Raw genomic sequence first — 15,177 nt, 5'->3', positions numbered from 1 at the left:
ACCCTATCAACTCATAATATTCTCAAAATGAAAAAAATATTCATCTCAATATTGGCTGTTATTTCTACCTGTGTTTCTTCACAGGTGGCAATAGGCAAGAGCTCAGTGACCAACTCGTCTGTTTCACTGGAGTTTGGAACAGAAAACAGGGGACTGTTATTACCCTGGGTGACTTCCGCAGCAGGAGTAACAGGAGCTGTAGATGGTACCATGATCTATGATATCACGGATAAAAAGATCAAATACCGCAAAAACGGAAATTGGTTTGACTTAAGCATAGATACTACAGGAACTGTGAATACCACATTACAGGATCCGCTTGTTGAAAAATCTTCCGCTAAAACGGGAATAGGAACCAATGCTGCTACTGATACCACTCCGGGTGTTTTAGTGTTGACAGATATTAATAAAGCAATGATCCTTCCCAAAGTGGACAGCCCGCATGCAAACATCATCAGCCCTTCGGCGGGAATGATTGTATATGACAATATTAAACATCAATTGGCTGTATTCAACGGAACAGTATGGTCTTTCTGGAAACCCTAATGAAATTATTCTCTATTATTAATTTATAAAATATTATGATGAAAAAAATAGTATTTGCGGCTTTAATCATGCTACCATTCGCTGTTTATTCACAGGCGGGAAATGTTGGAATTAATACTTCCTTGCCGGGAAGTACCCTGACAGTCAATGGTTCTATAGCCGGGCAATATAAAAATGTATCAACATCCGCCACGCTTGGGGCCAATGATTTCTATATGGCATTTAACGGCAGTACTCCTGCTACATTTACTCTGCCGGTAGCTGTAGCAGCCAGTCCTGCTGCTGGAAATATCCTGGGAAGGGTATATTATATTAAAAATACCGGAACAGGCCAGCTCACCATTGCAGCAGGTGGAACGGAATTAATAGACAATCAATCGGGAGCAGGAGTAGCAAGCTTTAAGTTGAATCCTGGTGGCTATGCTATGATGATCAGCAAAGGAACAGCTTCCGGTACCACATGGGAGCTGGCTACATTCATCGACAAAACAACGGCAACTATAGCCGCGCTGGGAGCCACGGATACAGTAACTTATACAGGAACTGCATTTACCGCTTTTAATAACAGTACTCCACAAATTATCCCATTTTCTGTAGGAGATGTTATTGTTAATCAGGGGGGATCTGTATCATGGAATGATGCAGAAGATTACTGGCAGATTTTGGAATCAGGAGTGTACAAAATAGAAGGATATTCCTATTTTGGGAGTGGCGGCGCGCCTTCGGGTGCTTTTCAATGGACGGGGATTAACCTGAATATTACTAAAAATGGGACATCTGTTGCAAATATTATTGGTGGTAATCGGGGAAATTTTATGGATATCATTGCCCAGTCAGCCAATACGCCTATTAATGTAAATTGTATAGTGCATTTGAATGCAGGAGACCGGATTTATCTGACGATGAATTGGGGAGCCGGAGATAAACCTACTACAAATGTACAAATTACGGCTCCTAATTCCCTTGTAGAAAGCCGGAATTTCTCAATGCAACAACTATCTGTACCTTAATATAATGAATCCAATGCATCACAATGAAAAAGAAATAAGAGACTTTATTTTAGAACTGATTGATATTAAGCAAAAAAGCATTTCACAAGTTTCCAAAGAAAATAATATTTCTAAGAAAAATCTTTATAAATGGATGATTTATAGATGGGTGGAAAAGCATATAAAAAAAACAATCTTCAATAATATGGATATAGATTTTAAAGAAATACATATAGGAAATTATATTAAAGAGCAGATGGAACAGAAAGAAATTTCTATTGAAAGGGCATGCAATTTCTTCAAAACCGGAGAGAAAGAGGTAGTAAGGATGTATGGCAATAAAAGTATAGACACCGATTCTCTTCTAAAATGGTGCAAGCTGCTAGAATATGATTTTTTTAGAATATATGTAACCCATCTTTTATTGTATGACGGAATCTCTCATACTAAAAACAATAAGAAAATAAGAGAGAGCGGAGAAAAGATTATTTTCAGAAAAAATATTTATACCAAGGAAATCAAAGAATTTTTGGTTGGTCTGGTCGCTTCTAATCAAAAGACTGTATCGCAGATCACTGATGAGTATAATATTCCAAGAACTACACTGTATAAGTGGCTAAGAAAACATTAAAATTTATGAGAACACCTAATTACCAGAAAATTTATTCTGATCTTCTAAAATGTAAGGGCTTGGAAAAAGAGATTTCCATTCCACCATTGGATAAAAGCATTGACATTATTAAATTCAATAATTTGATATCAAAAACGGTAGGGGAGAAAAAGTCTTATATCACTCAACAGTCAAAATCTTATGATGAAGAATCCATCATTGTATTGCTCCGCTATCAAAAAGAATATGATCTTAATAATACACAATTAGCTAATGAGTATAGACTCAGCAGGAATACTGTGGCAAAATGGAAAAAGATTTATCAGGAAAAGATATAATAAAGTTTCTGTAATCTTGACTAGATTTTAAATTAAGGTGTAGAATAATTCAAGGTTTCAGGGAAAAAATAAGCAGCCTCAAATGAGGCTGCTTATTTTTTTGATTTGTAAGTTTATATATTACTGTTTCCAGAAAGTCCAGACATTACCGTTAAAAACAGCTAACTGTTTATTAAAAGTATCATACACCATCATTCCCGGAGCTGGGTTAATGATATTAAGATGTGGACTGTCCACTTTGGGAAGAATCATTGCTTTATTGGTGTCTTCCAAAACCAAAATACCCGGAGTAGAGGTTGGAGTACCTATGGATGTTTTGGCAGCTGTATTTTCTGTAGCTGTATTTTGGATAGTTACCCCATCCACGCTAGTCACTGGATCAACGGTAGTTCCGGAAGTGTCCACTGAGAGATCTTTCCAGCCTGAAACATATTTTACCTTCACTTTTTTATCAGTAAGGTCATAGGCCATTGTCCCGTTCACAACACCTGCTACAGCTCCTGTTGAAGTTACCCAGGGGAGTACTATTCCCCGGTTGGCAGTTCCAAAATCCAGTGAAGCAGATGGAGACGAAACGAGTGTCTTTCCTATTGCAACCTGCGAAAAAGCAAGCTCACAGAATAAGGTCAATATGAGTACGAAAATATTTTTCATCTTGAATATATTAAAAGTAAGTTAATTAATTAGTAGGACAAGTTTGGGTATTAAAGCAAGCCCATCCGGCAGCAGTCCCATTGGTATTAACCTGTAAACAATCCAGGGTAATATTATACACCATCATTCCTTCTACCAGATTAGCAGCCGGGATAGCAGTAATCTGTGCTGAAGTCAGCCTATTGAGCACAAATCCTTTCGTTTTGGCTTCAAGAACAGTCCAGGCGCCTTTTCTTACCATTGGCCAATTATTACCTCCTGTAGAAGCTCCGGCTCTTGCCAGGGAAGTAATTCCCATAGGAGAGTCTAATGCTGTTCCTGCTGTTACCGCCGGCTTATAACACACTGCCTGGGTATCCGTATCTGTTGCCGTATTATTGGTATTATTGACTTCAGTTATATTAGACGGAGGAGTAATGGTTACTGTATTAACAAGATTTCCCGAATAGGCAAAAGGTATATTTACCACCACTGTATAGGTTACAGTACCTCCAACGGGAAGGCTCACCAGGTCATTAATTGCTCCTGATTGCGTTCCGGATACGGATGTAGTGGCTCCGCCTGCCGCAACTGCGGTATAACTCACATTTGCAGGTGGAATTCCTGCAGGAACAGGATCTGAAACAGTGGCCCCTAGAACTCCAAACGGCCCACTGTTACTCACTGTTACAGTATAAGTGGTAGAGGTACCTGGAGCATAGGTTGTAACTCCGTCTGTTTTAGTTACAGCAAGATCAGCACTGAAAACTATAGGGGTATTAACACAATGTGCACCGTCATTTCCGGAACTTGGAGGTGCATTGGAAATAAGAACTCTCTGTCCGGTGGTAAGATTAAACTGATAAAAACCTCCTGTATTATCAACGCCAAACATTTCACTTGTGCTGGAAGCAAACATAGCCCCAAAATTAACAGTTCCAGGTGTAATTCCTATTGGGACCACAGCTCCTGTAGTCGGATTAACGGACACGAGCTGCCCATTAGTTGAGTTAACACCATACAACAGTCCCGTAGTTATGCTATATGCCATATCAGGTAAATTAACACTAGCTGAAAGCGTAATCAATGTAGCAGTTAACGTTGTCAGGTTTATTCTGTAAATCTGATTATTATTGGTATTTAATTTTACATAATAGTTTCCCAGATTATCTATTTCTCCTGAGTTATATATAACTGCACCAGGTAAACCTGTTACCGCTCCGAGTGTATTATAGGTACCGTCGGCATTGATACGGATAATCGTATTAGAGTTGGTAAGCATTCCGTACATGAAACCATCAAGCGGATTAATGCCTATTGCATTATAATTTGTAGCGGCGGCAGGTCCGATCTGTGTATAGGTAAAAGGATTGGTAGCAGTGTCTACACTATATAATGTATTTAATTGAGAAAGGTACATATTGTTAGTACATCCGAACCCTGTTAAACACTGAGTATCCTGAATCGCCGAATTAGTTGAAATGCCGACTCCTTGTCCCTGGTCTGCACCTGTATCTGCGGCCCCACCAGAGTTTACGATCACGGGTACCCCTTGGGCGTCAACAGCTCCTGCAATACTTCCATTTGGATTCAACTGTGCAACAAGTACATTTTCGTCTCCTTCAAGAGAATCATAACAGCCATCTCCGTCGGAATCCAGATCCAGATAATCTGGTATTCCATCTCCGTCTGTATCTCTGTGATTACAGAAAGTAACCGTATTCTGTGAAATAGTGATCAGTCCTCTATTCCCGGCATTCGTTGCTCCCGAACCTGCAGTACTTGTAAATGCTGTATAGTTCCATGTATAAGTATTGCCATAGTTAGCCTCAAAAGGCAACGTCGAAGGTGTACCTCCCGAATTGGTTGTATTCTGGAATTGCATCCTTGAATAGTACCCGCTTCCCAAGACTGCTCCAGAACTAGCGGCATTAAAAACTGAAAATAAATTGAGCGCAGTATTGCTGCTGTAAGAAGAAGTTCCCGTTACTGTAGGTAAATTTCCTATGGTTGTGGTATAATTGCCTAACTGAGTAATCCTATTGGTGTTTAGCAGATACCTGAACCAGGAATCCGGTGTATTCGGTGAGGCACCACTCTGATCTTCATTGGTCGTATTATTAGTAGGTAAGCCGGTATACAAAGAAGTTGTATTCGGAAGTATTCTGAATTCAGTTGCTGAAGTATTGAATATACTCCAGGTATGGTTTTGTGCATTCACCGTATTGTTAAGGTCTGAATAGGAGAAAGGAACATTAAAACTGCTTCCTAATGATGCTACTGCTGGACCGGAAGTTAGGGTATATACCAGATTAAAGCTTCCGCCATTAACTCCTATGGTAGCTCCTGCCAAGGTGCTGGCCGTATTCAAAGTATAGACACTTTGAGATGTACAAAAGCCTTCATCTGTATCTAAAATGCCGTCATTATCATCATCAAGATCTACAGTATTATCAATCCCATCACCGTCTGTATCAGTAATAACCGGTGTTGGTGTTACGCTCGCGGTATTATTCGTACTATCAGGATCCAGAAGATCTCCGGAAATAGTAGCTGTGTTCATATAGCTACCTGTGCTTTTCACGATTGCATTAACTTGTAAAGTAGCGCTTGCACCAGCATTTAGACTTCCTATGGTCCAGACTCCGGTTCCGCTATTATAGGTCCCAGTAGAGGTTGTAGAACTAACATAAGTGTATCCCGAGGGAAGAAGGTCATTTACGATTACATTGGTATTATTGGAAGCGCCCGTATTATTTGCCGTCACAGTGAAGCTGATAGTGCTTCCTGCAGCTGGTGTTGAGTTATTAACTGTTTTTGTAACGCCTAAGTTCGATTCTGAGGCAGTTACTCCCAGCATATATCCATCTCCTGCTGTGTTTGTTGTTCCATGCCAGTTAGTTCCTGTATTGGCAGCTGCTCCACGTGTAAATATTCTCAAGGTTATAGTTGTTATACCCGTGCCGGACACCAATACAGTTCCTCTGGAAGCATTGGCGGCTGCACCATCAGGAGTTGTGGCTGAATTTAGTATCTGAGTGGAAGTAACATTCAAAAGCGCCGTACCCGATATCTTTGAAAAAGTTACCGGCACATTAGAAGACACATAATCAAATTCTGCTGTATAAGATTGTCCGTTTGACGTTCCTCCAAGTGCATTAATCTGTAAATATGGATTATTAACCGGTCTGCTAAAAGTAAGCGTTAAGTCCGCCATTTGCCAACGTTGATTTGTGGCTCTTCCAGCAGCTGTCAGTGGCTGAACATTGGTGGAAAAATTGATAGCCCTGTTTGTTGTAATGTCAATACCAGTCCCTACCGGTGCACTGCTGCTCGTAAAAGGAGTATTAGCAGTTGTATTTCCGAAAGCATTCATTAATGTCAGAATAGGTTCTCCCGGATATCCCATGAAAATAGCTCCGTTATAGCCGGTAAAATTGGTTTGTGTATACTGCTGATTGCTCATAGTATACGTAACATTCAAAGCACTGGGATTTGCATAAGTAGCATAAGTACTACCAGTAGGGTTGTCTGTATTGTTTCGTAGTCTGATTACAGTACTGCCTACAACATTGGTTACATTGGTAGTGGGATTACTGTCACCTGCGGCCATCTCTAGGGAAGGGGATTGTGCTTTTGAGCAAACCGTGGATAATACCACTATCAATAAGAAAAGTTTGCCCCTAATAGCTTCCTGGCCATAACTGGGTTTAGAAAATAGGTTTTTTATCATGATTTACATTTTATGCTACTTAAAAATAGAAATTATTATTTGTATTTTTAATAAATTTTTAACATTTTTTTATTTATTGAATATAAATTTTAATAAAATTGGAAATAAACGCCTGAAATGGCAAGAAAAGAGGTATTGTCTCATTAAGAACAAAAAAGACCTTTGTAAATTTATTAACAGAAAAAATCGGTCAAAGGTCAGGAAATGAAGGAAATTTCGAACCCAAATTAGTTGCTAAAAGACAAAAATTTGTAAAGGTTGGGAAATATTATCTCATTTTACACTGTAGATAAGCTATTGGAAGATACTCTTTTGTATCAATAAAATCACACTTGTTTTTGTAACGGATCTCTTGATAGAGTACATTAAATTCTTAATTTCTTTTTATATTTGTAATCCCAAACTAGAGTTCTTGGTTTTAATTGTTTGATTTTCATATTCAAAGTGCTCATTTTGAATTGATTAATCTCCATTTATAAATCAAATTATATTGTTGCTCCTTATATATTCTAAAAGTGAACCGCAGTGAAATTGAGAGCTTCAAAAAAGCATTAGATTAAGTATTCGCTTAGTTGAATCACCAAAGATTGTTCCGTCTTAACAGCCTTAGTGCATGCAAAGTATACTAAGCTTCGTTGAAAACAGACACCAACAAAATATTAATATGATTATTAAAAATCAATGTAAAATAATCATAAGAATTGAATATTAATTTTAAACACATAATATCTCAGAAATCTATTTACATAGCGGTTCTGTCGACCTGTTTAATTGCTTCAACCGCTTTTGCCGTGCTGAGTGTTCTTATTACTCATGACAGCCGGAAAAATAATGAAGAATTTGCCCGGAAAACATTTTTCAGGAAATACGAAACCATAGAAAAAGAATTCAGGAATATCGAAGACTATCAGTATCTTCTTCGGGCCTTGATCCAGAAAGACGGTCTGAAAAATTATAAAGAATACTCTTCCGTTCTGAACGAGCTGAACCGAAAACGTAATCTGCTGCCTTACAGTTGGTATGCCTACTACAACCATGCTTCCGGGAAATTTGAAAGCAGCAGCCCTTTATCTTACCTGTTCAGAAAAAAAGGAAAAGAAGGAAAGTACATAAAGATAGACAATAACGGCTCCGGAAATTTCCGTGATTTTTTAAATATCCGTAAAGACAGTATGTACTGGGTAAGTTATGACTCTCTTACACTGTCCAATAAAGACCTGTTGTATTATGGCTCTGCAGTAAGCCTGGATGATCTTCACGAATACTTCATCAATATAGATAAAACCCCGAACAATTATGCCTACGTTTTTACCAAAGAAGGTGTCTGTATTACCCATCCTGAAAAGAAATATTTAGGCAAAAATATTTTTGAGTTTACCAACATTAAACCAAAAGACACATTAACAGGTAATACACAATCGGGATATACAGAAGGAAGCACGGTCTCCGAGTATCTGAACGTAGACGTGACCCGCTTTATAAAACCACTGAAGACCGATAATTTCGAAGGATACGCCGTCGTAAATCACGTGAACTTCCTGATAGATGAGAGTGTCAATAAAACAAAGACCTACACCGTGTATATCTTTCTTGCAGCTCTTTTTCTTATTGTTACCGTTTTTATCTTATTCCAAAGATCCACAGCGTTGGCATACAGAGAAAAAGAAAAGATCCAGTCTGAAAAAAATCTCCTGCTGGTGGATAACGAGAAAATGCACAAAGCAGAAGCCCTGCACCAGCTTCAGCAGCTTAAAAATAACATCAATCCCCACTTCCTGTTCAACTCCCTGAATTCTCTTTATATGCTCATCGGGATCAACAAAGAGAATGCACAGAAATTCACCATGAATCTTTCCAGGATTTACCGGTATCTTATTGTGCCTCCCAAAGAAAATATCGTTCCTGTTGCCCAGGAAATCAGTTTTATTCAGCAGTATATGGATCTTTTAAAAAGCAGGTTTGATGAGGAACTTACTTTTGATCTCGTCATCAATGACCAAAAAAGTCTCGAAAAGCGGATTCCATATCTTTCTCTTCAGATGGTCGTGGAAAATGCCATCAAACATAATATTGCTACCATAGATCATCCATTGGACATTATCATTACTGTAGAACATGATGGTATTAGTATTAAAAATACATGGCAGCCAAAGACAGAAGAAAAGGTTCAGGGCGAGAAATTCGGAATTGATTATTTGAATCAGGTTTATGACTATTTTAAAAATAATTCTGTTAATATTTCAGTAGATGGTGAATATTTCGTATGTTTTTTACCCTTATTGGAATAAAAAATGAAATCCACTCACTCCCAAAAATACACCTCTCACTCCCTATTAATGTTGATATTATTTCTTTACCTATAGTTTTGCGGCAGAAACATGGGATATCTAATAATTTGGAATGAATAGGACTATTTTAATGAAGAACTACAGGCTGGCACTGTACTTAGGACTTGCTTTAGCCTCACCGGCAGCACTTGCACAGAAAAAAGACACTTTAAAAACAGATAAAGAAAAATCAGAAAAAACAGATTCTTCATCAAAGAAAGCAAAGAAAATTGATGATCTGATCAAAAAAGGAACTTACAAAAAAGGGCTTCTTAATACCATTCAGGTAAAAACAGATGTATATTTTGAAATTCCTGACAGCCTGATGGGACGTCAGTTTCTGGTAGTCAATAAACTGTCACAGGTCCCGATGCAGGTAAACGAAGCCGGTCTCAATAAAGGAATGAACTATGAAAACAAAGTCATTTCCTTTCACCGGGACACTGTAGCCAAAAAAGTTTGGGTGAAAACTGTGGTTCCACAGGTGTCATCACCTAAAAATGACGCCATTACAAGATCTGTTAAAGATAACTTTTCAGAATCTGTGATTGAGGTTTTTGATATTGAAGCCCAAAACAGCGATTCTACCTCTGTAGCCATTAAGGTCAATAAAATCTTTGACGGAAATCAGAAAAGTTTCAATGATGTTCTGGCCAATGTAGGTCTTGGAGGATCTGTAAAGTCAAACCTTTCCTATATAGAAAAAGTAAAAACCTTTCCTCAGAACCTTGTGGTGAAGTCCCAACTGACGACATCCGTAAACGAAGGAGGCGTAGATCTGCCGGTAACCCTTGGAGTTACTACCAACCTCGTTTTGCTTTCCAAAATACCGATGCAGCCGAGAACAGCTGATTCAAGAGTCGGATTTTTCAGTGAAAAGCACTGGACATTCAACGACCGTCAGCAGAAAATGGATGAAAAGCAGCTCATTACCAGATGGAGGCTTGAACCCAAAGATGAAGATAAAGAACGATACTTAAGAGGGGAGCTGGTAGAACCTAAAAAACCGATTATTTACTACATAGACCCATCAACACCAAAGCAATGGCGTGAAAAGATCATTGCAGGCGTCTATGACTGGCAGGCAGCTTTTGAAAAAGCGGGCTTTAAAAATGCCGTTATCGCTAAAATGCCCGATGAAAAAGATGAAGATTTTGATATTGACGATGTAAGATATTCTGTGATCACATATGCTGCCTCACCTAGGGCCAATGCGATGGGGCCGTCGGTAGTGGATCCGAGAAGTGGTGAAATCATTGAATCGGATATCATATGGTGGCATAATGTGATGACTTCTCTTCAGGAATGGATGAGAATCCAGACAGGACCGATAGATCCAAAAGCCAGGGGAAATACATTCAGTGATGAGCATATGGGGGAAGCAATCCGTTTCGTATCCTCCCATGAAGTGGGGCATACCTTTGGATTGAAGCACAATATGGGAGCATCCTTTGCATTCCCTGTAGAGTCACTTCGTTCAAAAGAATTCACTGATAAAATGGGTGGAACTGCACCTTCCATTATGGATTATGCAAGGTACAATTACGTTGCCCAGCCGGAAGATGGGGTTACGGCCATTACTCCAAAAATCGGTGTCTATGATAAATATGCTATTGAATGGGGGTACCGTTGGTATCCGGACGAAATATCCGAGAAAAAAGCACTCAGGAATTTAATAGAAAAACACCAGGATGATCCTATGTATTTCTATGGAGAACAGCAGAATTACCTGGAAACCATCGATCCGCGTTCACAGTCTGAAGACCTGGGCGATGATGCCATGAAAGCCGGTGAATACGGGATCAAAAACCTGAAGACTGTTGTAAAGAACCTTTTAACATGGACCTATGAAGACGGAAAAAGCTATACAGATGCCGGAAAGCTGTATCTGGGAGTAATAGGGCAGTGGGATCTCTACACAGGTCATGTTATGGCCAATGTAGGAGGCATTTATCTGAATCAGACGGTTTTTGGCAGCAATAAAAAAGCCTATGAGGCAGTACCTGCTGAAACTCAGAAAAGAGCTGTCGATTATCTCATTAAAAATGCAATCGAACTTCCGGAGTGGCTGTTTTTCAATCCGATTACAGAGAAAACCTATCCGGTTAAAAACTCACCGATGGGACCGTTTGAGCAGACTCCTTATACTTTAGCGAGAGGAATGCAATATGGGAATATTTACTCCCTGTTTATGGATGACCGACTGCTCAGAATGATCGAAAATGAATTAAAACATGAAGTTTCAGGTTCAAAAGAAGAAATCTACACCGTAGAAAATTTATTCAACCAGGTTCGTGCGGCCATTTTCAGCAAAAAAGGAAGTTTAACCATCCTTGAAAAGATGACCCAGAAAAATTATGTGGATGCTTTAATCGTTTCCGTCAATAAACTATTTGAAAAAACAGCTGTAAAAGCTCTAAAGGTTGAAAATACGCTGAACGTTCCGATGATCTGCAACTTCCATGGAGAAGATCAGAGCCTTAGGAATATCAATTATTCATCCATGAAAAGAGTATCTGAAGTAACCACTTATAAAAGAGCAGAACTCCAGAAAGTACTGAACTTACTATATAAAACTAACAATAAAGGAGATGAAGCTTCCAGGGCTCATTATGCAGACTTGATCATCCGGATAAAAGAGGCTTTAAACAAATAATCGGCTATGAAAAAAACTCTAATACTTTTACCTCTTTTGGCGGCTCAGATAGCATTGGCCCAGGAAAAGAAAACCATTACAGGAAAAATTGAAGACGAAAATACCTCTGGTGTTATTGTAGGAGCATCTGTAAAAATAGAAACACAGTCCGTTTCCACCAAAACCGACCTTGAAGGAATTATTGAAAGCGTATCCGTAGGTACGGTAACGGATAAAAGCGGAAAATTCATCCTTGAAATTCCTGCAGATACCAAGTCTGTACTGATCAGCTATCCCGGCTATGAATCCAGGATCATTCAGATCAGTGAAGACAAGACTAATTATACAGTAAGACTGATTCCTGAAGTTACAGACAAAAACAAAATTCAGGAAGTTATCATTACCGGATACCAGAAAATTGAAAAACGCAAGCAGACTTCTGCCGTTTCAACGGTGAAGATGGATAATATCAGCCAGGCCGGTGTTGCCAGTGTGGATCAGATGATGGCAGGACAGATTGCCGGAGTTGTAGTAACACCGGAAACAGGAGCTCCGGGAAGCCCTGCAAAAATCAGAATCAGAGGAACGGCTTCCCTTTCCGGTCCACAGGATCCGTTATGGGTAGTTGACGGCCTTCCGTTAGAAGGAAATGATGTGCCGAATTTCAGTGATAAAGACAATATTGACCAGCTTCAGAATTTTTCTATTGCCGGACTTAATCCTAATGATATTGAAGATATTACCATCCTGAAAGATGCAGCAGCTACAGCCATTTATGGCGCCAGAGCTGCAAACGGTGTGATTTCCATTACAACAAAAAAAGGAAAGAAAGGAACGATGAAGCTGAATTTCTCAGCAGATACTTTCGTGACGGCACGCCCTGATTTCGACAGACTCAACCTGTTGAATGCCTCTGAAAAAGTTGATCTCGAATTGATGCTTGCCAGCCGTGCAGACCTGACTTATCGTGCGGATAAAGGTGAAGTCATGAGAATTTTAATGAAAAACAGTCAGCTTGATGCCTTCAGAAACGGAGGTTTGGGTGCATTGAATTCTTTTACCCGTCAGCAGATCGATGGTTTAAGAAATAACAATACGGATTGGGGGAAACTGTTGTATAGAAATGCCATCAACAAGCAATACGGATTAAGCCTTTCAGGAGGCAGCGACCGTTCGGATTATTATTTCTCACTGGGGTATTATGATGAAGAAGGAACCACCATAGGGACGGGTTTTGAACGATATAACCTTACTTTAAAGAACAATTACAAAATAAGTGATAAGCTGAATGCAGGAATCTCTGTTTTTGGAACACGCAGCGAGAAAGAGTCGTTTATGACAGATGCAGACGCATCAGCAAGCCCGGTTAATTATTCAAGAAATGCCAATCCGTATATGAATCCTTTCAATCCGGATGGAAGTTATAACTATGACAAAGATATCGACGGTTTTGCAGATACTTATATTCCTTTCAATTTTCTTGAAGAAAGAGAAAATACAGAGTATACCCTGAAGAATCAGTCATTAAAGGCGATATTGGATTTAGAGTATAAAGCATCCAAAAGCCTCAGGTTTACTTCACAGCTGGGCATTCAGTATGATACCAATAAGACAGAAAAATACGCCGGACAGGAAACCTACTTTACCAGAAAGATGAAAGAGGGAACCCGTTACTATAAAGATGGTGCCTACCGTTATTTCCTGCCTGCCGGAGATATTAAGCAAAACTGGAACAATGATTTCTTTCAATACAACTGGAAATTACAGGGGTTATACAGCACAAGAATTAATTCGGTGCATGAGATTGATTTAATGGCCGGAACTGAAATCCGTAAAACAGAGGATAATACTACGGTTACCAGAGCTTTTGGTTTTAACAGTCTTACCAAAACAGGAACCCCGATCATATTTCCCAACTCTGATTATGCCGGAGATAAAAAATACGAAACCTATCGTGAAATGCCTACGGTAGAGAACGCTTATGCTTCTATGTTTGCTACGGCTTCTTATACTTATGATCAGAAATATACATTTTTCGGAAGTGTGAGATATGATGGGACCAATCTTTTTGGAGTCAATAAAAAGTACAAGTACCTGCCAATATGGGCTGTTTCTGGGTCCTGGCTGGTGACAAAGGAAAACTTTATGAAGAATGTACCTCTTATTTCCAATCTGAGATTAAGGGCTTCCTATGGTTTACAGGGAAATATTGACCGTAATACCTCTCCGTTTTTTATCGGTGAATATGGAGAAGCCAACATTCTTCCCGGAACAAAAGAAGAAATTATTAATGTAATCACGGCTCCGAATGATAAGCTCCGCTGGGAAAAAACCACCAATGTGAATCTAGGGCTTGATCTGGGCTTGTTTAAAAACCGTATCAACCTTACTGCCGATGTATACAGCAGAAAAGGAACAGATATGATCAGTATGAGAGAAACACCTCTTGAAACAGGATTCAATTATACGATGATGAACTGGGGAAGCTTAACGAACAAAGGTTTTGAATTGGCAGTTTCTACGAGAAATATCGATAATGAAAACTTCAAATGGTCAACCACGATTAATTTTGCTCATAATAAAAGTAACGTCATTACTGAGCAGCCCCGTCAGAATTCAATGCTTCCTTCGAGGGAAGGACTTCCTGTAAATGCTGTATTTGCTTTGAAAACGGCAGGAATGGATGAGAATGGCAACCCTATGTTCTGGAAAGGAAACGAAAAGGTGAAAATTGAAGATTTCTTTAAACTCTATGATGTGTATGAAGAATTCCTTCCGGGGCAGCTGGTCGGAACAAAGCTTACCGCTGAAGAAATGAGAGGCCTTTTTACCTACGTTGGAGACAGAGATCCTAAATTTACCGGGGGTATTATAAACACCTTTAAAGTACATAATTTCGATCTGACTGTTTCAGCAGCTTTCAACTTTAAACAGACGGTGATGAGGTCCCCTTCTTACAGAGGAATGAATTTAGACAGAGGAAGAAATTATACAAGGGATATCTACGAAGCAGGAATTTCACTTCCGGCCATAACAAGTCCTGATATGGAAAGCAACCCGGGATGGATGGGGAACAAATGGCTTACCGACAGTCCAAATAACACCTATGGTCTGCTTGATATATGGGCAAAAGAGATCAGTTACCTGAGAATCAGCAGTATCCGTTTAGGATATACACTTCCTAAAGAATTCACGAATCCTATGGGAATCAGCAGTCTGAGACTGAGTGTGGAAGGGCGTAACCTGTTTGTATTCAGTAACGGGTATAAAGGATATTTTGATCCCGAAACCTATGGTAATATTTATGCGCAGCCTATTGCCAAATCAGTTACAATTGGCTTTAATGTTTCTTTTTAAAACTTGAAA

9 protein-coding genes are annotated in these 15,177 nt (G+C 39.2%); 7 read left to right on the top strand and 2 right to left on the bottom strand.

Annotated elements, in window-relative coordinates; genetic code table 11:
- The first annotated feature begins 27 nt into the window (after positions 1-27).
- From ACTJIV_RS08060 to ACTJIV_RS08045, 4 genes are read left to right on the top strand one after another with little or no spacing between them, the layout of a single operon-like run.
- Positions 28-546 (top strand): hypothetical protein, encoded by a 519-nt coding sequence (locus tag ACTJIV_RS08060; RefSeq protein WP_336379170.1) that lies wholly within the window; start codon positions 28-30, stop codon positions 544-546.
- 35 nt (positions 547-581) lie between these two features.
- Complete coding sequence (locus ACTJIV_RS08055; protein WP_440626726.1) at positions 582-1,556, top strand: hypothetical protein; 975 nt, start codon at positions 582-584, stop codon at positions 1,554-1,556.
- A 13-nt stretch (positions 1,557-1,569) separates the two neighbouring features.
- Positions 1,570-2,166: a transposase gene (locus ACTJIV_RS08050; protein WP_440626724.1), complete on the top strand. Its 597-nt coding sequence runs from the start codon at positions 1,570-1,572 to the stop codon at positions 2,164-2,166.
- A 5-nt stretch (positions 2,167-2,171) separates the two neighbouring features.
- Complete coding sequence (locus ACTJIV_RS08045) at positions 2,172-2,483, top strand: helix-turn-helix domain-containing protein (RefSeq protein WP_111957483.1); 312 nt, start codon at positions 2,172-2,174, stop codon at positions 2,481-2,483.
- A gap of 120 nt (positions 2,484-2,603) precedes the next feature.
- Here ACTJIV_RS08045 and ACTJIV_RS08040 read toward each other — a convergent pair whose 3' ends face one another.
- Both ACTJIV_RS08040 and ACTJIV_RS08035 read right to left on the bottom strand, forming a co-directional pair.
- Positions 2,604-3,137 carry a hypothetical protein gene (locus ACTJIV_RS08040; RefSeq protein WP_440626722.1) on the bottom strand — a complete coding sequence of 178 codons (534 nt, stop codon included), beginning with the start codon at positions 3,135-3,137 and terminating at the stop codon, positions 2,604-2,606.
- Positions 3,138-3,162: 25 nt separating this feature from the next.
- Positions 3,163-6,849: a DUF6923 family protein gene (locus tag ACTJIV_RS08035; RefSeq protein ID WP_440626720.1), complete on the bottom strand. Its 3,687-nt coding sequence runs from the start codon at positions 6,847-6,849 to the stop codon at positions 3,163-3,165.
- 701 nt (positions 6,850-7,550) lie between these two features.
- Here ACTJIV_RS08035 and ACTJIV_RS08030 point away from each other — a divergent pair.
- From ACTJIV_RS08030 to ACTJIV_RS08020, 3 genes are all read left to right on the top strand, one after another.
- Positions 7,551-9,137 (top strand): histidine kinase, encoded by a 1,587-nt coding sequence (locus tag ACTJIV_RS08030; protein ID WP_440626718.1) that lies wholly within the window; start codon positions 7,551-7,553, stop codon positions 9,135-9,137.
- Positions 9,138-9,249: 112 nt separating this feature from the next.
- A complete protein-coding gene (locus tag ACTJIV_RS08025; protein WP_440626716.1) occupies positions 9,250-11,832 on the top strand; it encodes a zinc-dependent metalloprotease in 2,583 nt (860 codons plus the stop codon).
- Between the two features lie 6 nt (positions 11,833-11,838).
- Positions 11,839-15,168, top strand: coding sequence for a SusC/RagA family TonB-linked outer membrane protein (locus ACTJIV_RS08020; protein ID WP_440626714.1), 3,330 nt, complete (start codon positions 11,839-11,841; stop codon positions 15,166-15,168).
- The last annotated feature ends 9 nt before the right edge of the window (positions 15,169-15,177 follow it).

The organism is Chryseobacterium sp. 22532, assembly GCF_052044665.1.
GTDB classification, from domain to species: domain Bacteria; phylum Bacteroidota; class Bacteroidia; order Flavobacteriales; family Weeksellaceae; genus Chryseobacterium; species Chryseobacterium lathyri.
This window is presented reverse-complemented; position numbering and strand designations above follow the sequence as displayed.